Below are 23,553 nucleotides of genomic sequence, written 5' to 3'. Positions count from 1 at the left end.
TGAAAAAAGGTATCCGGCCACAAAAGCCGGTTCCATGTGGAATTGCTATACTTATCGACCGCCATTTTAGCCTTGCTTGAAACTCAAACGCGAGCCATAGCGCAGATGCTGCACATTTATAACACCCTTTCCCGGCGTAAAGAGCCTTTCCAACCTGTTGAACCAGGCCGTGTCCGCATGTATGTCTGCGGCATGACCGTGTACGACTACTGCCATCTCGGGCACGCCCGCATGCTGGTCAGCTTCGATGTTATTCAGCGTTGGCTGCGCGTGTTGGGTTACGACGTACATTATGTGCGCAATATTACCGATATCGACGACAAGATCATTCGCAAAGCGGTGCAAACAGGGCAGCGGCTGGGCGAGGTGACGTCTTATTACATAGACGCCATGCACGCCGACGAGGCGGCATTGGGCGTGCAGCCACCCGACTCCGAGCCCCTGGCGACGGAGCACGTGGGTGCCATGCTTGATATTATCGGTCGCCTTGAAGAAAAAGGCTTGGCATACCGTGCAAACAGCGGCGATGTGAATTACGCTGTACGAAGCTTTAAAGGATATGGCAAGTTGTCGGGCAAGTCGCTTGATGATTTGCGGGCCGGCGAACGGGTTGCTGTTGATTCCGATAAACGGGATCCGCTTGATTTTGTACTGTGGAAGTCGGCCAAACCAGATGAGCCTGAAGAGTCGAAGTGGTCGTCGCCCTATGGCCTGGGGCGCCCGGGGTGGCACATTGAGTGTTCGGCCATGAGTCGCGCTTTACTGGGAATTCCACTGGATATTCACGGTGGTGGGCCCGACCTGAAATTTCCGCACCATGAAAACGAAATAGCCCAGTCTGAAGGGGCCTTCGGTACACAACTGGCCAATACCTGGATGCATTGCGGTCCGTTGATGGTGGATGCCGACAAAATGTCGAAGTCGCTGGGTAACTTTCGCACGATTCGCGACACCATTGCCGCAGCCGGCGCTACTCATGAGAGTGCTGCGCAGTATCAAGCCAATGCGCGCGAAGCTGAAATGTTGCGGTTTTTCATCGTGCGCAATCATTATCGTAGTATTCAGAATTACACTCCCGATAATCTGCGCGATGCCCAAAATGCGCTCGATCGGTTGTATCAAACGCTATTGAATGTTGCGCCGGAAGACGTTGAAATCGATTGGTCGGCATCGGAAGTGTCGGGTTTTCGCGATGCAATGAACGATGACTTCAACACGTCGGGTGCGGTAGCTGTTTTATTCGAACTGGCCGGTGAGGTGAATCGCACGGGTTCATCGCGCGTTGCGGGGTTGTTGAAAGCGTTGGGTGCCGTTCTGGGGCTGTTACAGGTGGATCCGGCGGTTTATTCACGCTGTGCAAGCCGTTATATTGGTCAGTCTGAGTCATTTGAAACGCTCGATGATTCGCGCATCGACGCGTTGGTTGAGGAGCGCAGCGCAGCTAAAAACGCGCGTGACTTTGCCCGCGCAGACATGATTCGCGAACAATTACGCCAGGCCGGGGTTGAGCTTGAGGATAAGCCGGGTGGTGTCACCCAGTGGCGGCGGGCATAGAATAGGTAGCTGAACAACTTTATGTCCAATCAATTGGAAGTCCCTGCACATAAACCGGAATTTTGGGATGAGGCATCGAAGCAATTAATGCGACGAGACCGGATTCTTCGTAAAATTATTCCGGCTTACCAAAGTGATAGTTTAAAGCCGCCTTTCCCGCCTTTCATGACCTTGGCGCGGGCCATCATTAGTCAGCAGGTGTCAACCAAGGCCGCTGATAGTATATGGGGCAGGTTTACGGGCTTATGCGGCCGCCGCCCTTCGCCGGCCGCCGTTTTGAAGCACGATCTCGATACATTGCGCAGTGTCGGGCTGTCTCGGCGTAAGGCGGAGTACGTATCCGATTTGGCCGTGCGGTTTGCTGAACGGAAAGTTCGGCCTGCCGCCTGGGCCGGAATGGATGATGAAGAGGTCATCGCTTCGTTGTGCAACATTCGAGGCATCGGACGCTGGACGGCCGAGATGTTTTTGATTTTCAATTTACAGCGACCCAACGTATTGCCGCTGGACGACGCTGGTTTGATTAAGGCAATTTCTTTACACTACTTTAGTGGTGAGCCTGTTTCGCGCTTTGAGGCCCGCGAGGTAGCGCAGGCGTGGGCACCCTGGCGTACGGTTGCAACATGGTATATGTGGCGCAGCCTTGATTCCGGTGCCCAGTCGCACTAAAGTCGTAAAACCAAACTGGAAAACAAGTACTTATGCGAAATACCTTTCTCGAATTCGAACAGCCTCTGGCCGAGCTGGAGCACAAGATCGAGCAATTGCGCTACGTGCAGGCCGACTCGGCAGTGGATATTTCAGACGAAGTGGGGCGACTGCAACAGAAAAGCCAGACGCTGGCAAAAAGTATCTACGCAAAACTGACACCTTGGCAAACCGCGCTGGTTGCCCGTCATCCGCAACGGCCGTACACGTTTGATTACATCCGCGAGCTGTTTACCGATTTTCACGAGTTGCACGGCGACCGCATGTACGCCGACGACCAGTCAATCGTAGGTGGTTTGGCGCGCTTTAATGGGACGCCTTGTATGGTTATTGGCCACCAGAAAGGGCGCGACACCAAAGAGCGGTCAATGCGTAATTTTGGTATGCCGCGACCGGAAGGCTATCGTAAAGCCATGCGTTTGATGCGATTGGCGGAAAAGTTCCGTTTGCCGGTATTTACGTTCGTGGATACACCGGGTGCTTACCCCGGGATTGGTGCCGAAGAGCGTGGTCAGTCCGAGGCCATCGGGCATAATTTGTATGCAATGGCTGAGTTGCGTGTCCCGATTATTACGACCATTATCGGGGAAGGCGGCTCGGGCGGTGCTTTGGCCATTGCGGTGGGCGATGCCGTCATGATGCTGCAGTACGCCACGTATGCGGTAATTTCTCCTGAAGGCTGTGCGTCCATTTTGTGGCGCAGTGCCGACAAGGCGCCGATAGCGGCTGAAGCTTTGGCTATTACGGCTCCCCGCTTGAAAGAGTTGGGCCTGGTAGATCAGGTGGTTGAAGAACCGGTTGGCGGTGCCCACCGTGATCCGGTGGCCATGGCGCGCAGTTTGGGGCGTGCGCTGGCCGACGCGTATCGCCAGGTGGCCAACATGACGACCGAACAAATGCTTGAGCATCGTTTACAGCGGCTGATGTCGTATGGCCGCTACCAAGAGGCACGCGTTTAATCCGTTGCATGCCGGGGCACCATGTTTCCTGATCCAGGCCTGGTCGACCTCATAAAGAAAGCCGTAGCTCAGGCGCCGTCGTCAAAGGGGCCGCTGGGAGTGGCCGTCAGTGGTGGTGTCGACTCATCCATGTTGGCAGTACATGCTTGCTATTGGGCGCGTGCCCATGGCATAACATTGCACCTGTTTCACGTTCATCATGGGTTACACGATGCGGCCGATCAATGGCAGCACCGCGTACACGATCTGGCGCACCAGCTTCAAGTGCCCTGTCACAGTGTTCGCATCAGCATCGAATCAAAAGGCGGAAAGGGTGTAGAGGCGGCGGCGCGTGAAGGTCGTTACCGCGCGCTCGCGCAGCTTGCCGGCAAAGTGCAGGTTTCGCATTTATTGCTGGGCCATCATCAAAACGACCAGGCGGAAACGGTTTTATTGCGGTTGTTGCGTGGTGCCGGCCCGCATGGCCTGGCTGCCATGTCGCCTGTGTCTACGCGGGGTGAGTTATGCCTGATTCGCCCGTGGCTTGATGTGCCACGTAAAACCCTTGAGGCATTGGCGGAAGAGTATGCTGCGCAAACCGGCTGGTATCCGGTTGCCGACCCCAGTAACCAACAAGATCACTATACCCGTAGCGCGTTGCGAGGCCGTTTAGTGCCGGAACTCGATGAGCGTTGGCCGGCTTGGCGGGCAAATGTCGTGCGCCATGCGCGGCAAAGCGCGCAAGCCCGTGAAATTCTCCAGGAGGTCGCGTTAAACGATTTCGACACACTGGAACCTTCGGTTGATAAAACCAGTTTTGACCTGGTGCGGTGGCGCGCATTTAGCCCGGCCCGCCAATCGCATGTTTTACGTTATTGGCTTCAGTTTCATGGCTTGCCGATGCCTTCCGAGGCACGCTTGAATGAGCTCATCAAACAGTTGCGCAATCTGCACGCCTTGGGGCATGATCGCCATATGCGTTTGCGTCATGCAGGCCATATTATCAGTTGTGAAAAAGGTCGGGTATGCCTGCAGGGGGTCGGCAAAACCGGCTGCTGATGTTACAATTGATGGTTTTATTTGTCGGACATTAGCGACAACACACACACACAATTCAGAGGAAAAGATGTCCCTGATAGTTCATAAATATGGCGGTACTTCGATGGGCTCGGTTGAGCGCATCCAGAACGTGGCCAAGCGCGTGGCCAAGTGGCATGCAGCGGGGCACCAGGTTGTAGTGGTGCCTTCCGCCATGTCGGGTGAAACGAATCGTTTGCTCGGCCTGGCCAAGGAAATTTCCCCGCAGCCGAATGAGCGCGAGCAAGACATGCTGGCTGCAACCGGCGAGCAAGCCAGTAGCGCACTGTTGGCTATGGCGTTAATGGCGCAGGGCGTTCCGGCCCGCAGTTATACCGGTTGGCAGGTTCCTGTGAAAACCGATGCCGCCTATACGAAAGCGCGTATTACCTCTATCGACGACACCCGCATCAAAGGCGACCTGTCCGAAGGTCGTGTGGTCGTCGTAACAGGTTTCCAAGGCATCAACGACGAAGGTCATATCACCACGTTGGGGCGGGGTGGTTCGGATACCTCGGCGGTGGCCATTGCCGCTGCCATTGGTGCCGAGGAATGTTTGATTTACACCGATGTCGACGGTGTTTATACCACCGACCCGCGTGTTGTACCCCAGGCCCGTCGGTTAAACGTTATTTCCTTTGAAGAAATGCTGGAAATGGCGTCGCTGGGTTCCAAGGTGCTGCAAATTCGTTCAGTTGAGTTTGCCGGTAAATACCGCATTCCAGTGCGTGTGTTGTCGTCGCTTACCGACCCCCTGATGCCGCTTGAAGAGGAAATGAATTCAGGCACTCTAATTACTTTTGAGGATGACCAGAAAATGGAAGCAGCCGTTGTTTCGGGCATTGCCTTCAGCCGTGATGAGGCCAAACTGACACTATTGGCGGTTCCGGATAAGCCGGGCGTAGCCTACTCGATTCTTGGTCCTGTTGCCGCAGCCAATATCAACGTCGATGTAATCCTGCAGAACCAGTCGGTTCATGGCACAACCGACTTTTCATTTACCGTAAACCGCAACGACTTCCCACGTGCGCTTGAAGTGTTGAAGAACCAGGTTGCGCCGGCCGTTGGTGCACGCGAAGTTCAGGCCGACGAAAAAGTCTGCAAGGTATCGGTGGTGGGTATTGGTATGCGCAGCCACGTCGGTATTGCCAGCCTCATGTTCCGCACGCTAAGTGAAGAGGGCATTAACATTCAAATGATCAGTACCAGCGAGATCAAAACATCGGTGGTGATCAGCGATAAATACATGGAATTGGCCGTGCGCGCTTTGCATAAAGCTTTTGGGCTCGACCAAGACGGCGATATCCCTGTGGTGGATGAAACTGACGAAACTTAAGAAGTTTCACCTCTAAGGCGCGAATTAAGTGCGTATTCTTATGCTAGAATATTGAGCTTAACTGGAGATGTGGCCGAGTGGTTGAAGGTACTCCCCTGCTAAGGGAGCATACGGCTTATACCCGTATCGAGGGTTCGAATCCCTCCATCTCCGCCAGAACTTTTTGGCACTTGGTTTTCAAAAACCCGCAAAGGTAATTACCCTTGCGGGTTTTTCTTTTGGTACGCTAGACCCTAACGCTTAAAGAGGTGGCCACATGGTTTTAGACGCATTATTAAAAACGCTGCATGTTCTGGCAGTGGTTCTATGGGTTGGCGGTATGGTGTTTGCGCATTTTTATTTGCGCCCCTCATTAACTGAATTTGATCCGCCCACCCGGCTCGCGCTCATGTGCAGTGTCTTAAAACGGTTTTTTGGCCATGTACTTTGGGCTGCCTTGATTGTGTTGGCGACGGGGTTATGGATGATTGGCAGGGCAGCCAAAGTTATGGTGCAGGCAGGCATGGAGTTTAATATGCCCTTGGCCTGGACAATTATGGCTACGTTGGGCGTTGTCATGGTTGTGATCTTTTTCGTGATTCGTTTCAGGTTTTATCCGCCCATGGTTGAGGCAGTCTCCACGGCAGATTGGCCATCGGCTGCTGCGGCGCTGTCTCGGGTACGTAAATGGGTTACCGTCAACATGGTCCTGGGTCTGGTTATTGTTGTCGTTGCGTCAATGTATTAAGAGGACACCGTTTTCCCGATTCGGGAAATCCCCATCCCGTTTTTTGGCAAAATCCGCACTAACCCTTATTGTTGGTTGAGTTCCAAATCCCTTACTGTTAACTCATTGTATGCATCTGCATATATTTTGCTAACAGGGAGTTGGAATGAAAGTAGCAGTTTTGGGGGGTGGTCATGGTTGTTATGCGGCTGCCGCAGACCTAAGCGAAGCTGGGCACGAGGTTAGTTTCTGGCGGCGGGATACCGCCGCGTTGCAGCCCGTTATTGACAGTGGTTGCATTACTGTAAAAGACGAAGAAGGCCAGCGCGATATCCGAATCGCGCATGTATGCACGGATATTTCCGAGGCATTGAAAGGCGCGCAGCTCATCGTTATTCCCACCCCGGCTCTTGCACAACTGGATATCGCGCATGCGATGGCGCCACATTTAACCGATGGGCAGGTTGTGTACCTGCCGCCCGGCACGTTCGGCAGCTTCATTATGGCGGAAGCGGTGAAAGCGGCGGGTAATAAAGCCGAAGTAACCTGGGCGGAAACAGGCACATTGCCATGGCTGGTGCGTAAACATGGGCCTAATACGGTTGCGATCACCACGCGGGCAACCCGGCTGCCCACCGGGGTGTACCCAGCCGCTCGAACCGAGCATGGTTTAAGCGTCATTCGTGAAGCGTTCCCGGTGATCGAGCCGTGTGAAGATGCCATGTCGGGTGCGTTGATGAACGCGGGCCCTATTATCCATCCCCCACTTATTCTGATGAACGCAGCGCCCTTGCAGCATTTCGAAGCGTGGGACATTCATAACGAAGGTACGCAACCTGCGGTCCGGTCAGTAACCGACAAGCTCGATCTGGAGCGCATTGCCATCCGCGAAGCGCTGGGTTACGGCGCACCTCATTTCCCTTTGGCTGATCATTACAACAGTGACAAATGGATGTATGGGAATGTGCATAAAAAGTTGGTGAAAAGCGGCGATTGGCGTGAACATATCGATTTACACCACCATCGTTACATGACCGAAGACACGATGCTGGGTTTATCGTTTCAGGCTTCGGTCGGAGACTGGGCCAATGTCGATGCGCCGATTAGCCAAGGGTTGCTGGCTATTGCCGGCGGCATTGTCGGGCAAGATCTGCGTAAAGGGCCGCGTTCGCTTGCAACGCTGGGTTTGGCAAGTCTGGGTAAAGATGATTTGCGTGAAATGCTGGTTACCGGAAAGCACTGAATATGGCTGCATCTATTATTGCAATTGGTGCGGGACGCATGGGCAGGGGCATTGCTTTGGCCTATGCCATTCGTGGGCAAAGCGTCGCCGTTGTGGATTTCAAGCCGCGTGATGCCGGACAATTTCAGGCGTTGTCGGAGGAGATCGACCAAGAACTGATTACGGCCTTGCAACAATTAGCCGATCTCGAATTATTTAGTGCAGACCAAGTCGCTTCAATTCGCCGGCGTATTGATATTGTTGATTTGGCTCATGCCGGCGACGTATTGAAAACCGCCGGAATTATTTATGAAGGCGTGCCCGAAACGCTCGAGGCTAAACGCGATGCCTTGAAACGTATATGCGAGAGCGCGCCGGACACGGCCATTATTGCGTCCACGACGTCCACCATGCTTGCCTCGGAACTTGCCGGTATGGTGACTCATCCGCGGCGTTTCATGAATGCGCACTGGTTGAATCCCGCCTACGTCATTCCGTTGGTTGAAATCAGTGCACACGATCAAACCAGTAGCGAAGCGCTGGACGCATTGAAAGAGAGCCTCACGGGCATTGGTAAAGTGCCTGTACAGTGCGCTTGCTCGCCCGGTTTCATTGTGCCACGCCTGCAAACTTTAATTATGAACGAGGCGGCCCGTATGGTTGAAGAGGGCGTTGCAACGGTTGAAGAAATTGACCGCGCGACACGCTACGGCCTAGGTTTTCGTTTCGCCAGTATTGGTGTGCTGGAATTCATTGATTATGGTGGGAACGATATTCTTTACCATGCCAGCCACTATCTTTCCGACAACCTCGACGCATCCCGATATGCCGCTCCCGACATTATCAAACGATATATGCATGAGGGCAAAATCGGTTTGCGGTCGGCAAATGGTTTTTTGTCTTACGAGGGCGTCGACTTGAACGCGTACCGGCGTGATGTGCTGGCACGTACTTTGGGCATGCTACGGCATTTTGGTTTGGACCAAAGCATTCCTTCCACCACTGTTAAGGAAATAAGCGATGAAAACTAAAGTCAAAGCATTACTGGCCGCAACGGCAACGGCTACGTTGGCCACCGCTGTTCACGCGCCGGCCGTAGCGGCCGACGTGCCGGAGCTAAGGGTAGGCTGGACGATTCCGGCGGAAGAGTCGAAGTACCTGATGATGAAACGCCCCGAACTTTTCCCCGATTTAGGAAAAAAGTACACGATTAAATGGACGCAGTTTCAGGGAACGTCTCCGATGGTTCAGGCCATGCGCGCCGATGTACTTGATTGCGCAACGATGGCGCCCATGTCGATGGCGCAAGGTTATATTGAAAGCGGCTTGAAGCCTTATATCGTTGCACAACATGCGGCGGAAGAGCCCGGTAGTTTTTCGGTGTATTGGGCGGTTAAGGAAGATAGTCCGATTAAATCGGCCCAAGACTTGAAAGGTAAAGTGATTGGTACAAATGCGTATGGTTCGGGTGTGTATTACCACATGCTGCTTTGGCTAAAAGAAAATGGTCTTGACCCTGAAAAAGACGTCAAAATCGTTGAAACCGGCTTTCCTCCTTCCGCCGATGCCATTCGCTCAGGGCGTGTTGACGCCGGCCCCATGGTTCCGCCGTTCACGGTTCTGAACGAAGAAAAAGGCGGTTTGCGGCCTTTATTCAAACTGCTGGATGTACAAAATCCCAACGTGCAGATTTTTGAAGGTTGCAGCCAGGCTTATACCGATGCCAATCCTGAAGTGGTCAAGGCCTATGTTAAAGATTTGCAGAATGCCATGGCCAAATTAAAGGAAAACCCCGCGTTGGCTGCTGAGGTGACTTCGGAAATTACCCGCGCACCGGCGGCGGTATTTTCCAAATATTTGCTGACACCAAAAGATTTCCATCGCGAACCGAATATGCAGCCTAATATCGATGCGATTCAGGAAACTTTCGACCTTTACCATGAAGCCGGTTTCTTGAAGGAATCGCTTGATATCAAAGAGTTTGTTCGTGACGATATTATTGCGCCGGTAAAGTAAATGATCAGTATTGAGCACCTGAATAAAACGTTTAAAACGGCAAGCGGCAAGGCGCATCCCGCCTTGGTGGATATCGACTTGCAGATTCCCGCAGGTCAGTTTGTCTCGATTCTTGGGCCAAGCGGTTGCGGGAAAAGCACCTTGCTCTACATTGTGGGCGGCTTCGAGCAGCCTACCGAGGGTGCGGTTAAGGTGGATGGCAAACGTATTGTTCAACCCGGCCCCGATCGCGGGCCGGTTTTTCAGGAGTATGCGTTATTCCCCTGGAAAACAGTACTGGGAAATGTAGCCTATGGTTTGCGTGAACAGGGTGTGCCCAAAGCGCAGGCCCAGGCACGCGCCTTGTCGTGGCTCGAGAAGGTCAACCTCGATAAATATGCCGGATTTTATCCGCGTGAACTGTCGGGAGGCATGCGCCAGCGGGCCGCTATTGCACGCACGCTGGCTTATGAACCCGCCATTTTGCTTATGGACGAACCGTTCGGCGCATTGGATGCGCACACGCGTCTGGTGTTGCAGGCCGAGTTGTTATCGCTTTGGGAACAGCTACGCAATACGGTGTTGTTCGTCACCCATGCAGTTGATGAAGCGGTGTATTTGTCCGATAGGGTGGTGGTACTAACCGGTAGTCCGGGTTCGGTTCGGGAAGTCATTGATATCGACTTGCCACGGCCTCGTGTGCGTGCAGAGCTGTTGCTTAACCGCGATTATCAAAACTACATCGTTCATCTTGAAAACCTGCTTACCGAGAAGGAGCACGTGTGAAGCACGCTGCAGGTCGTTCGTTGCGATGGTACGAGCATCCCGCTGTCGGCATTGTGCTGGCAATACTTTTTCTTGGTGTACTGTGGTCGGCTGCGTCAAGGTTTTTGGGTTTCACGTCGTTTCCAGGCCCAATAGCGGCAGTGAAGGAACTGCGTTTTTTAATTACCGACCCTGCTGCTTTGTGGGCAATTCTGCAGTCGGTTGGTCGAATGTTTGCAGGTTATGTATGGGCTTTATTGGTTGCGATTCCCTTGGGTCTGGCAATGGGGCGCAGCCGAATCATTTATCAAATTTTTTACCCCTTGGTTTCATTGGCTTACCCGATGCCCAAGGCGGCGTTAATGCCTATTTTGATGCTTTGGTTCGGTTTGGGTAGCTTTTCCAAAATTTTCGTGATTGCCATGGGGGTGAGTTTGCCCGTGCTTTACCATAGTTACCAGGGAGCATGCCGTGTTGAGCGTAAATTGGTGTGGGTTGCGCAAGCGATGGGCATGGGGCCGGTGGCCCGCTTGTTCAAGGTAATTTTGCCGGCTGCGTTACCTGAAATCATGATTGGTTGCCGGGTTGGGGTGGTGATGGCCCTGATTGTGATGGTGTCGTCGGAAATGATTGCGCGCCAGGAAGGGGTGGGGAATTTATTATTCACATCCATGGACATGGCGCAGTATGCAACGGTTTATGCCGCCATCCTGGTGTTGGCAATACTGGGTTTTGTGCTTGATGCCGTGTTCGAGCGTGTTCGGCGATATTTAACCCGTTGGGCCGATTCAAACGAGGGGGGCGCATGACTCAAACCATGATGGGTTGGGGGCGTTTATGTATTTCCCCGTTGTTTGTGTTGGTCGTTTGGGAAGTTGTGTGCCGGGCGGGGCTGATCGAGCCACAACTTTTGCCTGCGCCGTCCGATATTGTCGTTCGCTTGCTGGAACAGGCGGCAAGCGCGGAGTTTTGGGGCAATTTTGGTATTACCTTGTACCGGTTAGCCATTGGGTTAAGCCTGGCGGTTGTGTTGGGCGTGGTACTGGGGCTGGCGGCACAATTATCGCGCTTTAGTGCGGCACTGCTTGACGCCCTGGTGCGTTTGCTGGCGCCCATTCCCAAGATTGCTCTGTATCCGGCCCTTATCCTGATTTTCGGTTTCGAAAATGCGTCGAAAGTAGCGTTGATTGTTGCTGATGCCTTGTTTCCCGTTCTTATGGCAACGTGGTCGGCAGCACGTGCGGTCGATCGCAAATTGATTTGGTCTGCCCGTGCGGCAGGTACGTCGAACATTGCTTGTTTGTGGAAGGTGACGCTACCGTCGATCGTTCCAACGGTTCTGGCTGGTGTGCGCGTCGCGGGTGTGATTGCTTGTGTGGTGGTTTTTCTGGCTGAAATGATTGCGTCCACCGACGGCTTGGGACACATGCTAACCGTTGCCGCCCGTGCTTATCGAACTTTGGATATGTTTGTTCCGTTGGTTTGGATTTGTATTGTAGGCTTGGCGTTAAACTGGCTGATTGGCACGCTACAACGAGTTGTCGACCGTAGCGGATAATCAGAATCGGGCAAAGAAAGTGAAATCCACGAAACAAGAGCAAGATTTTACGCAAACATATCAAGGCCATGAAACGTTTATGCCCTATGTGCTTAATCGCACTACGGGTGCTGTTAATGCCGATTTCCAGGTTTTATTGCGTGAGCACGGCATGACGCTGCTTCACTGGCGTGTGCTGGCATTTTTGCGTGAAACCGATGGCTTGGGTATTAGTGCACTGGCCAATGCGGCAGGCGTGGATCAGGCGACCTTGTCGCGCGCCCTTACTGTGATGGAAAAAGCCGGTTATGTGCGCCGGGAGCCCAGCGCAACCGACCAACGTGTGCTGGAGATCCATTTATTGCCTGCCGGAGAAAAGCAGTTCCACAAGGTCTTGCCACCGGCCTGGGCTATTTATGAGCGCTCAGTGAAGGGGTTAACGATCAAGGAGCAACACGAGTTTCAGAGGTTGTTGAAGAAGATTTGGGGTAATTTCGCTTAAGCTTGTCTGCAGTTCTCTCGTAGGGCGAAGGGCTGTGTTAGCGGATACAATGCATAAAAGTTACGTATCGTAGATCCGCAAGGAGTGACAATGCAGTATCGCAAGCTAGGACAAACACATGTTGAAGTGAGTGCAATCGGTCTGGGTACCATGACCTGGGGCGAGCAGAACAATGAAGCACAGGCGCATGAGCAAATGGATTACGCGTTCGAGCAGGGCGTGAATCTGTTCGATACAGCGGAAATGTATCCCGTACCGCCCAAAGCCGAAACGCAAGGGAGCACCGAACGCTATATTGGCACTTGGTTAAAGAAAACAGGCTTACGCGACAAAATTTTCCTGGCAACCAAAATTGCCGGGCCGTCGCGTCAGGCCGGGCGTCCCAGCCATATTCGCGGTGCGACTAACCAGTTCGATCGCCCCAACTTAACGGAGGCGCTGAACGATAGTTTGCAGCGCTTGCAAACAGATTACGTCGACTTGTATCAGTTGCATTGGCCTGATCGCAGCACTATTACCTTCGGCCGTCATACGTATCCCTGGGAAGATGAGCCCCATACCGTCCCCATTGAGGAAACCCTTGAGGTGCTCAGTGATTTTGTGAAACAAGGCAAGGTTCGCCATATTGGGGTGTCCAACGAAACACCTTGGGGCGTGGCACGGTTCTTAAGTGCGGCTGAACGACTTGGTTTGGAACGCATCGTGTCCATTCAGAACCCCTATAACCTGCTGAACCGCACTTTTGAAGTGGGGCTGGCCGAATTTGCGCATCGCGACAAAGTGGGGCTTCTGGCGTATTCTCCTTTGGGCTTTGGTACGCTAACCGGCAAGTATGAGGGTGGGGCACGCCCGGAAGGGGCCCGTATTACTTTGTTCGAGCGCTTCGTTCGCTACACCAATCCGCAAGCAGTCGCGGCGACCTCGGCGTATGTTGCGTTGGCCAAGAAGGCGGGCTTAACCCCTGCACAATTGGCGTTGGCTTTTGTAAATACGCGGCCGTTTACGGTAAGTAATTTGGTGGGTGCAACTTCGCTGGGGCAGCTCAAGGAAAATATTGATAGCTTGAGCGTGACCTTAACCGACGACGTGTTGGCCGAAATCGACGCAATCCACCTGAAATACCCTAACCCGGCGCCGTAAAGCGTAACTCCATGAGTGAATTCGCTTTTGAATTGCGTGATGTGGTGCACGAACGCCAGAAACGGATCGTACTGCACAACATCACGCTGAAGTTGCGCGCGGGCCGGCCAACCTGTTTGATCGGTAGTAGCGGCAGCGGTAAAACTTCGTTTTTGCGTTTGCTGAATCGTCTGGAAAGTCCGGTTTCCGGCGAGATTCTGTTTAAAGGCAGGCCGATTGAGCAGTACCCGGTTCGCCAACTTAGAACATGCGTGGGGTTTGCGTTTCAAGCACCAGCGATGTTCGAGGGGACGGTATCCCACAACCTTCTGACGGCGGCGCGTTTTGCCAATGGCAAAATCACTAAAGCTGATCACGATCGTGTAAATGAAGTGTTGGTTCTGGCCGACTTGAATGAAAGCTACGCTGACCGCGAGGCAGATCAGCTCTCGGGCGGAGAGAAGCAGCGCGTTGCCTTGGCGCGAACTTTAATAACTAAGCCCGAGGTGCTTTTACTGGATGAACCGACATCGGCATTAGATCCCAAGTCAGGTGCGCGTCTGGTAGAGGCTTTGAAGAAATTGGCTCATTCCGGGGTGACGGTGATTATGGCAACGCATCGGCTGGAAGAGGGCGAAGCGCTGGGAGGAGACACCATTGTGTTCGAAGCGGGGCGTGTGATTGAACATCGCGATGCAACTTCCGGCAATGAAAGCGGAGCCGTTCATGTCTAATGAAACTGCGCTGAGCTTAGACTGGTTCAATCTGGCACTCGCGGTTCCGCTTGTGATGGTTGCCATGGCCTTATCGTGGTGGCAACGTTTGGGTTTGGGAAAAAGTCTTTTTATTGGCGCCGTGCGTGCAACCGTGCAGCTGTTGCTGATTGGTCAGGTGTTAGTGTGGTTGTTCACCACCAATAAATGGTATTTGGTGTTGGGTGTGCTACTGGTAATGGTGATTGCCGCCACGTTTGCAGCCACAAACCGGGTTGAGCAAATTGGCTCGCGTATGTCGTTGCGGTTTTTGTGCGGGGGTGCAATTTTAATTGGTTCAGCAGTTACCATGGCCTACCTCGATTTGGTGGTCGTTAATATTGACCCTTGGTATGATCCGCGCTACTTAATTCCTATTTTTGGGATGATTGTCGGCAATGCCATGAATGGTGCCGCGCTGGCAGCCGAGCGGGTGCGTTCGGAATTTGAAAGCCGTCGAGAGGAGATCGAAGCTGGACTGGCGTTGGGTGCCAGCCCGGCTCAGGCGTCAGCCCGTGCGGTTCGTTTGGCGATGACTGCGGCTTTGATTCCGACTATTAATGCTTTGGCGGTGGTGGGGATTGTGTCGTTACCCGGCATGATGACGGGTCAGATCCTGGCGGGGGCTGATCCTACACAAGCTGTACATTATCAGCTGATCGTTATGTTCATGCTCACATCAGCCACCGCGATTACGTCGGTGTTGGTAACCATTTGGTATCGCAAGCGTTTTTTTACGCGTGCGGAGCAGTTAATTGATCTGGATTAGCAGCAGATACAACTTGATTTCGACCCTGCTGTTTGGCTCGGTATAAGGCTGCGTCGGCGCGCGCATAAGCGTGTTCAAAGTCGGTTTTGAATGGGCTCCAGCTAATGCCGAAGCTGGCGGTGACGGTGTATTCGGTTGCAATGCAGTCAAATGGTTGATTTGCCAGAAGGTGCCGGATATATTCGGCAAGTTGGCTAGACTGATCAAGTGACATATTCGGCAGCAAAATGGTGAATTCTTCTCCGCCGACGCGACCAATATCACCGTGTTTACCCACTGCGGTGCGCAATCGTTCTATAAGCTCCTGAATGACGGCGTCACCCGTTGGGTGACCGAACGTATCGTTAATGCGTTTGAAGTGATCGATATCCAGCATAATCAACGACATGGGGGCGGCGCTGAGGTGTGTTTGGGCCTGCTCAAAGACTGCGCCGCGGTTTAATGCCCCGGTAAGCGGATCATGGCGCGCTTTGTATTGCAGCTCGGCACTCAACTCCTGCAGTTTCGTATTCACAGTGTTGAGTTCTGCTTCGGTGCGGTCACTGTGCCGGATCAAACGATGCATTTCCCGCATCAACCTTTGGTAATGGTGCGTTAGTTCCGCCAGCGCATGCAGGTATTGTGCTTTATCCAGTTCAGTTGCCGCCAGTGTGGCTTGTGCCTGCGTTAACACGCTGATCTCAGTTTCGAATAGTGCCTTGTCCACTTTCAGCCCTGCAATGCGTGATCATGAAAGGTGAGATCGGGAAAATCTTCACATAGTTCCTGGCCAAATTCGTAAATGGTGTCGTCTTCTTCGTCGTGATACCAATTCAAGACGACAGGTGTGTCACCCGCCGCTTTTTCGTTAAGGATGTCGAAGAATGAAAACAGCATTTTGGTGCTGGAGCTGTTGAAGTACGTTAGAACGACATCGACCGTTAATGTTTCGACCGAAGCGTCCTCCTCGGCAAAGCGTCGTATGCTGTTGATAACTTCACCCCAGAAGAGGGCAGCGTTTTCCGGGTAGGCCTCGCCTTTAATCAAAAAGTGACGAGCGTCAAAACGCAGGTCAATTTCAGGGGAACTTGCAGTGGGTGCGATATAGAGGTTGTTCATGGCTTGGTGACTATAGAGATTGCTGTTGGTTGATTAGGTGAGGTCCTAGATCGTGGCTTTCAGGTAAAAAAGCATATGGTCACTGTTTTCTATGGGCGTGAACTCGAACTCAAGGGGCGCACTGGCGTCCCGGGCAACCGTTAGTAAGCCTAAACCGGCTCCTTTGCTGTCGTCAGGGGTCTCGGAGCGCAACGTTCTTTTGTATTCACGCTTGATGTCATCAATAGTCAGGCTGCGTAGATGCTCAAGCTTTTGTTGCAGCTGGTGGGCTACAGCGGCGTTTACCGGGTTTGCGCAATGCAGGTAGAAGCGGCCGGCCTGTGTTGAAATGCAAATGGACCCGTGCCTGACCTCATTATTGAACTGTCGGTTGTCTTGAGTTACATACGCGTCGACCGAATAGTGAATAATGTTCTGTGTCATCTCAATAAATGACGAAAACAGTTTGCGTCTTGTTGTATTGGCTGCGCCGACTTGTTCGGTGCGCATTTTTACTGCGTCGGATACTGCGGCGATAATGGTTTGTGAAAAATAGCCTTCGTAATAAAAGATCACATTGCGGTCCTGGGCACATTCACAAAAAATGCGCCAATGCAGGTTTGTGTTATCGCGTTGTGTTAGAACAGCGTAGTTCATAAGCAGTTAATTTGGGTTGGGGCGAAAGCCCAGAAGGGTTAAGTCGTCTCGTCGCACTTGTGTCCCCTGGTATTGGCTTAAAGCCGCCATCAGCGATGCAAGTAATGCCGGTGTAGATAGGTTGCGATGTTGCAGCAGTATTTGCCGTAAGCGTTGTTTGCCGAACGCGATGTGCTTGGCCCCTCCAATTTGGTCAATCAAGCCGTCTGTGCAGCCCAGAATAAATGTTCCTGGTTTTAGTTCAGTGGTCTGATTTGTCCAAACAGCGTTAGCAGGTGTGTCGGCATACCCCAACCCCAAACGTTCGCCATTCAAGGTGATTACGTTGTCACTGTTGTCAGGCAAAATGAACAACGACATTTTTGCGTGGGCCGTCGTTAATGTGTTTTGATGGGCGTTGAACCACATAAAAATGGCATCCGCACCATCATTCGACAAACCTGCCGGTGATTGCGTATTGTGTTGGCCTAGCGCCAACTTGATACCCAGGCTAACTTCGGCCAGAAGAGAGGCCGGGTTTTCCGGGCCATAACGATCAAGCGCGTGCCGCAATGACGAAGAAGCGATTAAGGTAAGAAAAGCACCGGGCACACCATGCCCGGTGCAGTCGGCAATAGCGGCGAACCAACCGTTGGCGAAGGCCTCGAAATGATAGAAATCGCCGCCCACCACGTCGCGTGGCTCCCAGATAATGGCGGCATCGCTTAATGTAGATTGCAGTGATTTAAGCGACTCGCCCAGCATACTTTTTTGAATTGCACTGGCGTAATCGATACTCTGCATTACCTGTCGGTTTTTTTCGGTTTGCAAATCGACCAAAAGATGCATTAAATCAAGCCCTGAGCCGACCCCGACAAACCGGCTACCATCGACAATAATAAAGCCATCGGCCAGAGTTTTATTGCCCGACTCAACCGCTTGTACCGCTAGGGTCTCAATGGGAGTTTGTACATCTGCAATTAACGGGGACTTATCCATAAAAGCGATGCAGCTTTTTTTCTCATAAAGTTCGCGGTAGTAGGGTTTGGACATTTGCGACATGAAAATATTCCGACTGATTAAACCAATGGGGCGGTTTTCTTCCAGCACGGGCAGGCTGACCAAGTCGCGGTGTTCGCCCAGGATATGCAAGACGTCGGCGTTCGTCATGTCCGAAGTGACGAATGGCACTTCAATCACCAGCATTCGGGCGGTGGGGCGTTGCGTTATGGAAAATGAAGCGGGTATCACGCTAATAGGGTGTGTCACGTTGTGTGTCTCTGCAAGCAAAGCGCATGATAGTGATTTCTTATGACTATTACGTGACGGAAGCGACGACAGGACTCTCTTAACGGTTACCGGGTTATTATTCTGAGGAGTGTTTGGTAAAACTTAAAAAAGGAACAATGATTTATAAAGCTTACGCACTACTGGCATTAGCAACGCTTTTCTGGGCGGCAAATTCAATTGCAGGCAAGTTCGCGGTGGGTCATGTATCCCCCATGATCATTGTGACGATTCGTTGGGCCAGCGTGATGGTGGCCTTGTATCTATTCAAGAAAGATCAAATTGCAGCCGATTGGGCGGTGATTCGCCCGCGGTTGTCGTATTTATTGGTTCTGGGTGCCATTGGTTTTACCGGGTTTAGTGTTGCGTTGTTTTACGCACTTATCTATACCACTGCGGTTAACGCCAGTATCATGCAAGGCGGTACACCGCTATTTGTGTTTGCAGCCAGCTTTATTTTGTTCTCCAGCCGTATCGTAAAAGAGCAGGCACTGGGATTTATTTTGTCGTTCTTCGGGGTAATTATTGTTGCGGTGCAGGGAGAGCTGGCCAATTTATTCGCGCTTAATATTAATTTTGGCGACGCCCTGATGCTTCTTGCGATTCTTTCCTATGGTGTTTATACAGCCGCACTGCGCAGCAAACCCAGTATTCACTGGACAAGCCTGATGTTCGTGCTGTGTTTGGGTGCCACATTAGCTTCATTGCCTTTGTTGGTTATTGAGGCCGCGCAAGGGGCCACCCAACTGCCTGATGCTCAAGGTTGGTTGGCGGTTGCCTATATTATTATTTTCCCATCTCTTTTGGGTCAGGTTTTCTTCATTCGAGCGGTGGAGTTGATTGGTGGGAACCGGGCCAGTCTGTTCATTAATCTGTTGCCGATTTGGGGTGCACTGCTGGCGGTAACGTTGGTTGGTGAAACATTCCATCTGTATCACGCAACGGCGCTTGTGTTGATTTTTGCAGGTATTGGCCTGGCGGAATATGGTGGGCGTAAGTTAAGTCGGCGCAAAGCTTAAGGCTTGCGCCGGCTGGGCTCGGTATTTGAAGCGTGGCAAACGATTTACCTTTGGTGGTAAATTTGCGACCCTTTCTTTACAAATTCCACCGCTTTTTCTTGCATGCCCAGGTGCAAGGCTTCGGCTTCTTGCAAGCCATTTTGTTTTGCATATTCGCGTACGTCTTGCGTAATTTTCATACTGCAAAAATGCGGCCCGCACATTGAACAAAAGTGGGCTACTTTCATCGAGTCTTTCGGCAGGGTTTCGTCGTGAAAGTCTTTGGCCGTGTCGGGGTCAAGACCCAGGTTGAATTGGTCTTCCCAACGAAACTCAAATCGCGCTTTGGACAACACATTGTCCCGTATGGCGGCGCCCGGGTGGCCTTTGGCCAGATCGGCTGCGTGTGCTGCAATTTTGTAGGTGATGATGCCGTCTTTTACATCTTTTTTGTTGGGTAGACCCAAGTGTTCTTTGGGCGTAACGTAGCAAAGCATGGCCGTTCCGTACCAGCCGATCAGCGCGGCGCCGATGCCCGACGTAATGTGATCGTAGCCTGGTGCAATATCGGTTGTTAGCGGCCCCAACGTGTAAAAGGGCGCTTCATGGCAATGCTTTAATTGCATGTCCATGTTTTCCTTGATCAGGTGCATCGGCACATGGCCGGGCCCTTCCACCATCACTTGCACATCGTGTTTCCAGGCCACTTGGGTTAATTCCCCCAGCGTTTGGAGTTCGGCAAATTGGGCTTCGTCATTGGCGTCGTACCCCGAGCCTGGTCTTAATCCGTCGCCCAGGGAAAAGCTCACGTCATACGCTTTCATGATGTCGCAAATATCTTCGAAGTGTTCGTAAATAAAGCTTTCTTTATGGTGTGCCAGGCACCATTTCGCCATAATCGACCCGCCGCGCGACACAATGCCTGTTAAACGGTTGGCCGTCATGGGAATGAAGGGGAGCCTGACACCGGCATGAATCGTAAAGTAATCAACGCCTTGTTCAGCTTGTTCAATCAGGGTGTCGCGAAAAATTTCCCAGGTGAGATCTTCGGCTTTGCCGTCTACTTTTTCCAGTGCCTGATAAATCGGCACGGTGCCAATGGGTACGGGCGAATTCCGTATGATCCACTCGCGGGTTTCATGTATGTTTTTGCCGGTGGATAAGTCCATGACCGTATCGCCACCCCAGCGAATTGCCCAGGTCATTTTTTCAACCTCGTCGTGAATGCTTGAACTTAGGGCTGAGTTGCCGATATTGGCGTTAATCTTGACCAGAAAGTTTCTACCGATTGCCATTGGTTCACTTTCCGGATGGTTAATGTTTGCCGGAATAATCGCTCTGCCTTTTGCCACTTCGTTGCGCACGAACTCCGGTGTGATCGTGTCAGGGATCGATGCGCCAAATGATTGGCCGGGGTGCTGACGCAGTAAACGAGCGGCGAGCTTTTCGCCGTCGGGGCCGCCGGCACGCAACATTTCCACGTAACGTTCGCGTTGAAGGTTTTCACGAATCGCGACAAATTCCATTTCGGGGGTAGTAATGCCGCGCCGCGCATAATGCATTTGCGTTACGTTTTTACCTGCTTTGGCACGGCGAGGCTGGCGTCTCAGTTCGAAACGCAACGCGTCAAGCGTGGCGTCTTTTTGCCGGGCCTGACCATACTTGCTGCTGGCGCCCTCCAGTTGTTCCGTGTCGCTGCGCTCCACGATCCAGTTGCCACGCATGGCAGCCAGACCTTTGCGGATGTCGATTTTCACCGACGGGTCGGTGTAGGGGCCGCTGGTGTCATAAATGGTCAGCGGCGGGTTTTTTTCACCACCAAACAGGGTGGGGGTGTCGTCTTGGCTAACCTCGCGAAAAGGCACGCGGATATCAGGGCGTGAACCCTGCTGATAAACCTTTCGTGAGCGGGGAAGAGGGGCGATGGCCGCAGCGTCGACTTCGGCGTTGGCGGCTGAAAAGGTGGAATGGGGATTCAAGATATGCTCCAAAAAAATTAACCATGGAGCCGATAGGGAAAGCCCGCTGTAATCGGGCGGCAGAAGGCCAACCGATTTCAACGAGCGCGCTCCCAGCTTCGGCATTATCCGTACTGGTACGAAGGGACTTTCTCAACCCGCTGAAAGCCAGCGAGTACCCCTGCGTGGGCACAGTATAGGACATGTGCCTGCAAAGTGTTTGGTGTTCTTGGACAAAGCTTGCGTTGCGTAAATTGCTAACGCTTATTCGAAGGCTTTTGAACGAAATCGCCGTCTACATAAAACCATCGACCGTTTTCGTGAAGGAAGCGGCTGATCTCATGCAAGCGGTTTGCTTGCCCATTCAGCCGGGATCGGGCAACAAATTCTACTGTGGCGTGCTTAGCGTCTTGTTGGGTATGGCTTCGCAGTTGAAGGCCCAGCCACTTCAAGCTTGGTGGATTAGGCTCCAACTGGGTCGGGCGCGTGTCAGGGTGCCAGGTTTCCAATAAGTAATCTAATTCGTTCAGTACAAATGCGGTGTATCGCGACCGCATTAAGGTGGGGGCATCGGGGGCGTTTAAATGTTCCGGGCCGTGGTGCCAGCGCTTGCAGCATGCCTCATAGCTTGCGTTGTTTCCGCACGGGCAGGGCCTCAGTTGGGTTTGGGGGGTGTTCTCTTTCATTTAGCGCACTCCATAGCTAGTGAAAACACTAGTACCCGAGTGGGGTCAAAGTTTTTTTCTTAATAACCTGATGAATCTTAAAGATAAACGCCTCCTGTTGATTTAATAAAAAAAACGACTTTGATAAAAATTATCGATTTTATTTATTGACATCGAAATTTTTGCATTCTAGAGTGCCTGAAAGAAAAGCAAATCAAGGTCATCTCTGATCAAACTGGGAGGGGTCGTGTTCATACAACAATTAATCAACGGGTTAATGCTGGGTAGCACCTATGCGTTAATAGCGATCGGTTATACCTTGATTTTCGGGGTTTTGAACCTGGTGCATCTCGCGCATGGTGAGGTGTTCATGATAGGCGCATTCATTGGTTTGTATGCGGTGCTGTTTTTCGACGTCGGCATCATTTCCTCCATTTTGATTGCCATGGTGGCTGCCGCATTTGTTGGCATTCTGATTGAATTGTTGGCGATTCGTCCGATCCGTGCACGTAAGGGGCATATGCTCGCCCCGATGATTAGCACGATTGGTGTGGGCATTGTCCTACAGGAATTGGCAACGCGTTTTTTTGGGGCGGAGCAGGTCGGCTTTCCCAGCGCTTTTGGCGGCGAGCCCTGGCATTTTGGGTCCATTACCGTCACTCCGGTGCAACTGACAATCCTGGCGGTGTCGATTGGCCTTATGGCTGCATTACATTTTTTTGTGACCCGCACGCGCGTTGGTATGGCCATGAGGGCAACGTCGGAAAGTTTAATCATTTCCCACACATTGGGTATTCGAACCAATCGGACTATTTTGCTGACGTTTGCCGTGGCGTCGGGTTTGGGCGGGGCAGCAGGTGTGCTGGTGGGTTACTCATTTAACGCGATATCGCCTTTCATGGGCATTGATATGGGCATTAAAGGCCTGGCGGCCATGTTATTGGGGGGGTTGGGCAACATATATGGCGCAGCCCTTGGTGGATTGATTATCGGTGTTGCCGAGGTAATGAGTGTCGGCTATGTGTCGTCGTCTTATCGAGATGCATTTGCGTTCGTTATTATCATCGCCGTTTTGTTGTTCCGGCCGGAGGGAATCTTCGGGTCGCGACACCATGTGGAGGGTTGAAAGGTGATTGACCCTTATATCGAATCGGTGCTTATTTTCACTGGCATCAACATTATTCTTGCACTGAGTTTGTACTTGCCGGTTTCCGCAGGCCTGCTTTCGTTGGGGCAGGGAGGCTTTATGGCGATAGGGGCCTATGCTTCCTCGGCATGCACGGTGTTTTTGGGGCTTCCTTTTGGTGCGGCACTTATCTTGGGTGCATTGGCTGCCGGCCTTGTCGGTGCTGTAGTTGGCTTCCCGGCCTTACGTATTAAAGGTGTGTATCTCATCATTCTTACTATGGGCTTTGGGGAAATTACGCGCGTATTTTTCTTGAATTTTGAACCGACCGGCGCAGCATCGGGCTTGGGTGGGATTGAGCATGAAACCACGTTGGTGTGGGTGTATGGAATTGTTGCAGTCCTTTTGTTTTTGTTTTTCCAGCTCAGGCGTTCCCGACTCGGTCGGGTTATCACAACGATTAGGGATGATGAACTGGCTGCTGAGGTTGTCGGGGTGAATTTGGCTCGGGTCAAGATCGCTGTTTTTGCATTTGGCGCGGCGATTGGCGGTATTGGCGGCGGTCTTTATGCGCATTATGCGTTGTTTATCGACCCGGCCCAATTTGGCTTTCATAAGTCGGCTGAGATTTTTGTCATGGTTTTGTTAGGCGGGATGGGCAATTACTTGGGCGCAACGCTTGGCGCTATTGTCTTTACGTTACTGCCCGAGTTGTTACGGGAGCTTCAAGATTGGAGGATGACAATATTTGGGTCTTTGCTTGTCATTCTGATGATTGTGCGGCCATGGGGCCTGATCGGTGCTAAACGATAGGTGAGGTAAGCAA

At 52.2% G+C, this 23,553-nt stretch carries 25 protein-coding genes and 1 tRNA gene; 20 read left to right on the top strand and 6 right to left on the bottom strand.

Going from position 1 to position 23,553, the window contains the following annotated elements:
• The first annotated feature begins 105 nt into the window (after positions 1-105).
• The 17 genes from cysS (at position 106) to G9Q38_RS13205 (ending at position 14,980) form a co-directional block, all read left to right on the top strand.
• Complete coding sequence (gene cysS, locus G9Q38_RS13285; RefSeq protein WP_166132417.1) at positions 106-1,554, top strand: cysteine--tRNA ligase; 1,449 nt, start codon at positions 106-108, stop codon at positions 1,552-1,554.
• Positions 1,555-1,575: 21 nt separating this feature from the next.
• Positions 1,576-2,223: a DNA-3-methyladenine glycosylase family protein gene (locus G9Q38_RS13280; protein ID WP_166131847.1), complete on the top strand. Its 648-nt coding sequence runs from the start codon at positions 1,576-1,578 to the stop codon at positions 2,221-2,223.
• Positions 2,224-2,255: 32 nt separating this feature from the next.
• The gene (locus tag G9Q38_RS13275) at positions 2,256-3,221 is read left to right on the top strand and encodes an acetyl-CoA carboxylase carboxyltransferase subunit alpha (protein WP_166131844.1); all 966 of its coding nucleotides are present in this window, start codon (positions 2,256-2,258) and stop codon (positions 3,219-3,221) included.
• A 21-nt stretch (positions 3,222-3,242) separates the two neighbouring features.
• Entirely contained in the window at positions 3,243-4,259 is a 1,017-nt protein-coding gene (gene tilS, locus G9Q38_RS13270) for a tRNA lysidine(34) synthetase TilS (RefSeq protein WP_166131841.1), read from the top strand.
• A 67-nt stretch (positions 4,260-4,326) separates the two neighbouring features.
• On the top strand, positions 4,327-5,613 hold the full coding sequence (locus G9Q38_RS13265; RefSeq protein ID WP_119442120.1) for an aspartate kinase: 1,287 nt from the start codon (positions 4,327-4,329) through the stop codon (positions 5,611-5,613).
• A 63-nt stretch (positions 5,614-5,676) separates the two neighbouring features.
• Positions 5,677-5,769 (top strand) — tRNA-Ser (locus G9Q38_RS13260).
• 100 nt (positions 5,770-5,869) lie between these two features.
• A complete protein-coding gene (locus tag G9Q38_RS13255; protein WP_166131838.1) occupies positions 5,870-6,340 on the top strand; it encodes a CopD family protein in 471 nt (156 codons plus the stop codon).
• A 145-nt stretch (positions 6,341-6,485) separates the two neighbouring features.
• A complete protein-coding gene (locus G9Q38_RS13250) occupies positions 6,486-7,562 on the top strand; it encodes an NAD/NADP-dependent octopine/nopaline dehydrogenase family protein (protein ID WP_166131835.1) in 1,077 nt (358 codons plus the stop codon).
• Between the two features lie 2 nt (positions 7,563-7,564).
• Entirely contained in the window at positions 7,565-8,572 is a 1,008-nt protein-coding gene (locus G9Q38_RS13245; protein ID WP_166131831.1) for a 3-hydroxybutyryl-CoA dehydrogenase, read from the top strand.
• The gene (locus tag G9Q38_RS13240) at positions 8,562-9,557 is read left to right on the top strand and encodes an ABC transporter substrate-binding protein (RefSeq protein ID WP_166131828.1); all 996 of its coding nucleotides are present in this window, start codon (positions 8,562-8,564) and stop codon (positions 9,555-9,557) included. Before G9Q38_RS13245 ends, G9Q38_RS13240 begins: the two co-directional genes overlap by 11 nt.
• A complete protein-coding gene (locus G9Q38_RS13235) occupies positions 9,558-10,322 on the top strand; it encodes an ABC transporter ATP-binding protein (RefSeq protein ID WP_166131825.1) in 765 nt (254 codons plus the stop codon).
• Positions 10,319-11,110 carry an ABC transporter permease gene (locus G9Q38_RS13230; RefSeq protein ID WP_205962300.1) on the top strand — a complete coding sequence of 264 codons (792 nt, stop codon included), beginning with the start codon at positions 10,319-10,321 and terminating at the stop codon, positions 11,108-11,110. The genes G9Q38_RS13235 and G9Q38_RS13230 overlap by 4 nt, the downstream gene beginning before the upstream one ends.
• A complete protein-coding gene (locus G9Q38_RS13225; RefSeq protein WP_228276135.1) occupies positions 11,107-11,859 on the top strand; it encodes an ABC transporter permease in 753 nt (250 codons plus the stop codon). The genes G9Q38_RS13230 and G9Q38_RS13225 overlap by 4 nt, the downstream gene beginning before the upstream one ends.
• Positions 11,860-11,878: 19 nt before the next feature.
• Positions 11,879-12,340 carry a MarR family winged helix-turn-helix transcriptional regulator gene (locus G9Q38_RS13220; protein ID WP_228276134.1) on the top strand — a complete coding sequence of 154 codons (462 nt, stop codon included), beginning with the start codon at positions 11,879-11,881 and terminating at the stop codon, positions 12,338-12,340.
• Positions 12,341-12,430: 90 nt separating this feature from the next.
• Positions 12,431-13,480: an NADP(H)-dependent aldo-keto reductase gene (locus G9Q38_RS13215; protein WP_166131823.1), complete on the top strand. Its 1,050-nt coding sequence runs from the start codon at positions 12,431-12,433 to the stop codon at positions 13,478-13,480.
• Positions 13,481-13,491: 11 nt separating this feature from the next.
• Positions 13,492-14,193: an ABC transporter ATP-binding protein gene (locus G9Q38_RS13210; RefSeq protein WP_166131820.1), complete on the top strand. Its 702-nt coding sequence runs from the start codon at positions 13,492-13,494 to the stop codon at positions 14,191-14,193.
• Complete coding sequence (locus G9Q38_RS13205) at positions 14,186-14,980, top strand: ABC transporter permease (RefSeq protein ID WP_166131817.1); 795 nt, start codon at positions 14,186-14,188, stop codon at positions 14,978-14,980. Before G9Q38_RS13210 ends, G9Q38_RS13205 begins: the two co-directional genes overlap by 8 nt.
• Here the strand turns inward: G9Q38_RS13205 and G9Q38_RS13200 are convergent.
• From G9Q38_RS13200 to G9Q38_RS13185, 4 genes are read right to left on the bottom strand one after another with little or no spacing between them, the layout of a single operon-like run.
• The gene (locus G9Q38_RS13200; protein WP_228276133.1) at positions 14,946-15,686 is read right to left on the bottom strand and encodes a GGDEF domain-containing protein; all 741 of its coding nucleotides are present in this window, start codon (positions 15,684-15,686) and stop codon (positions 14,946-14,948) included. The genes G9Q38_RS13205 and G9Q38_RS13200 overlap by 35 nt on opposite strands.
• A gap of 2 nt (positions 15,687-15,688) precedes the next feature.
• On the bottom strand, positions 15,689-16,078 hold the full coding sequence (locus tag G9Q38_RS13195) for a DUF1987 domain-containing protein (RefSeq protein WP_166131814.1): 390 nt from the start codon (positions 16,076-16,078) through the stop codon (positions 15,689-15,691).
• 45 nt (positions 16,079-16,123) lie between these two features.
• Complete coding sequence (locus G9Q38_RS13190; RefSeq protein WP_205962299.1) at positions 16,124-16,714, bottom strand: SiaB family protein kinase; 591 nt, start codon at positions 16,712-16,714, stop codon at positions 16,124-16,126.
• A gap of 6 nt (positions 16,715-16,720) precedes the next feature.
• Positions 16,721-17,962 carry a SpoIIE family protein phosphatase gene (locus tag G9Q38_RS13185; RefSeq protein WP_370523867.1) on the bottom strand — a complete coding sequence of 414 codons (1,242 nt, stop codon included), beginning with the start codon at positions 17,960-17,962 and terminating at the stop codon, positions 16,721-16,723.
• Between the two features lie 137 nt (positions 17,963-18,099).
• Here G9Q38_RS13185 and G9Q38_RS13180 point away from each other — a divergent pair, with 137 nt between their 5' ends.
• The gene (locus tag G9Q38_RS13180; RefSeq protein ID WP_166131811.1) at positions 18,100-18,999 is read left to right on the top strand and encodes a DMT family transporter; all 900 of its coding nucleotides are present in this window, start codon (positions 18,100-18,102) and stop codon (positions 18,997-18,999) included.
• A gap of 44 nt (positions 19,000-19,043) precedes the next feature.
• Here the strand turns inward: G9Q38_RS13180 and thiC are convergent, their stop codons facing one another.
• Together thiC and G9Q38_RS13170 are read right to left on the bottom strand one after the other, a co-directional pair.
• Complete coding sequence (thiC, locus tag G9Q38_RS13175) at positions 19,044-20,957, bottom strand: phosphomethylpyrimidine synthase ThiC (protein WP_166132410.1); 1,914 nt, start codon at positions 20,955-20,957, stop codon at positions 19,044-19,046.
• A 236-nt stretch (positions 20,958-21,193) separates the two neighbouring features.
• Positions 21,194-21,622: a YchJ family protein gene (locus tag G9Q38_RS13170; RefSeq protein ID WP_166131808.1), complete on the bottom strand. Its 429-nt coding sequence runs from the start codon at positions 21,620-21,622 to the stop codon at positions 21,194-21,196.
• Positions 21,623-21,848: 226 nt separating this feature from the next.
• Here G9Q38_RS13170 and G9Q38_RS13165 point away from each other — a divergent pair, with 226 nt between their 5' ends.
• Both G9Q38_RS13165 and G9Q38_RS13160 read left to right on the top strand, forming a co-directional pair.
• Positions 21,849-22,727 carry a branched-chain amino acid ABC transporter permease gene (locus G9Q38_RS13165; RefSeq protein ID WP_114420977.1) on the top strand — a complete coding sequence of 293 codons (879 nt, stop codon included), beginning with the start codon at positions 21,849-21,851 and terminating at the stop codon, positions 22,725-22,727.
• A gap of 3 nt (positions 22,728-22,730) precedes the next feature.
• Entirely contained in the window at positions 22,731-23,540 is an 810-nt protein-coding gene (locus tag G9Q38_RS13160; RefSeq protein ID WP_119517066.1) for a branched-chain amino acid ABC transporter permease, read from the top strand.
• Positions 23,541-23,553: the final 13 nt, after the last annotated feature.

The sequence above is a fragment of the Pusillimonas sp. DMV24BSW_D genome (assembly GCF_011388195.1).
In the GTDB taxonomy this organism is placed as follows: Bacteria; Pseudomonadota; Gammaproteobacteria; order Burkholderiales; family Burkholderiaceae_B; genus Neopusillimonas; species Neopusillimonas aestuarii.
The sequence above is the reverse complement of the archived record's forward strand: the minus strand, read 5'-3'. Positions and strand labels throughout refer to the sequence as shown.

Coding starts and splice junctions, on each gene's coding strand:
- G9Q38_RS13215 (WP_166131823.1), top strand. CDS start 12,431: ATGCAGTATCGCAAGCTAGGACAAACACATGTTGAAGTGAGTGCAATC.
- G9Q38_RS13190 (WP_205962299.1), bottom strand. CDS start 16,714: ATGAACTACGCTGTTCTAACACAACGCGATAACACAAACCTGCATTGG.
- G9Q38_RS13210 (WP_166131820.1), top strand. CDS start 13,492: ATGAGTGAATTCGCTTTTGAATTGCGTGATGTGGTGCACGAACGCCAG.
- G9Q38_RS13255 (WP_166131838.1), top strand. CDS start 5,870: ATGGTTTTAGACGCATTATTAAAAACGCTGCATGTTCTGGCAGTGGTT.
- cysS (WP_166132417.1), top strand. CDS start 106: ATGCTGCACATTTATAACACCCTTTCCCGGCGTAAAGAGCCTTTCCAA.
- G9Q38_RS13245 (WP_166131831.1), top strand. CDS start 7,565: ATGGCTGCATCTATTATTGCAATTGGTGCGGGACGCATGGGCAGGGGC.
- G9Q38_RS13225 (WP_228276135.1), top strand. CDS start 11,107: ATGACTCAAACCATGATGGGTTGGGGGCGTTTATGTATTTCCCCGTTG.
- G9Q38_RS13250 (WP_166131835.1), top strand. CDS start 6,486: ATGAAAGTAGCAGTTTTGGGGGGTGGTCATGGTTGTTATGCGGCTGCC.
- G9Q38_RS13265 (WP_119442120.1), top strand. CDS start 4,327: ATGTCCCTGATAGTTCATAAATATGGCGGTACTTCGATGGGCTCGGTT.
- G9Q38_RS13170 (WP_166131808.1), bottom strand. CDS start 21,622: ATGAAAGAGAACACCCCCCAAACCCAACTGAGGCCCTGCCCGTGCGGA.
- G9Q38_RS13280 (WP_166131847.1), top strand. CDS start 1,576: ATGTCCAATCAATTGGAAGTCCCTGCACATAAACCGGAATTTTGGGAT.
- G9Q38_RS13235 (WP_166131825.1), top strand. CDS start 9,558: ATGATCAGTATTGAGCACCTGAATAAAACGTTTAAAACGGCAAGCGGC.
- G9Q38_RS13240 (WP_166131828.1), top strand. CDS start 8,562: ATGAAAACTAAAGTCAAAGCATTACTGGCCGCAACGGCAACGGCTACG.
- tilS (WP_166131841.1), top strand. CDS start 3,243: ATGTTTCCTGATCCAGGCCTGGTCGACCTCATAAAGAAAGCCGTAGCT.
- G9Q38_RS13180 (WP_166131811.1), top strand. CDS start 18,100: ATGATTTATAAAGCTTACGCACTACTGGCATTAGCAACGCTTTTCTGG.
- G9Q38_RS13205 (WP_166131817.1), top strand. CDS start 14,186: ATGTCTAATGAAACTGCGCTGAGCTTAGACTGGTTCAATCTGGCACTC.
- G9Q38_RS13275 (WP_166131844.1), top strand. CDS start 2,256: ATGCGAAATACCTTTCTCGAATTCGAACAGCCTCTGGCCGAGCTGGAG.
- G9Q38_RS13195 (WP_166131814.1), bottom strand. CDS start 16,078: ATGAACAACCTCTATATCGCACCCACTGCAAGTTCCCCTGAAATTGAC.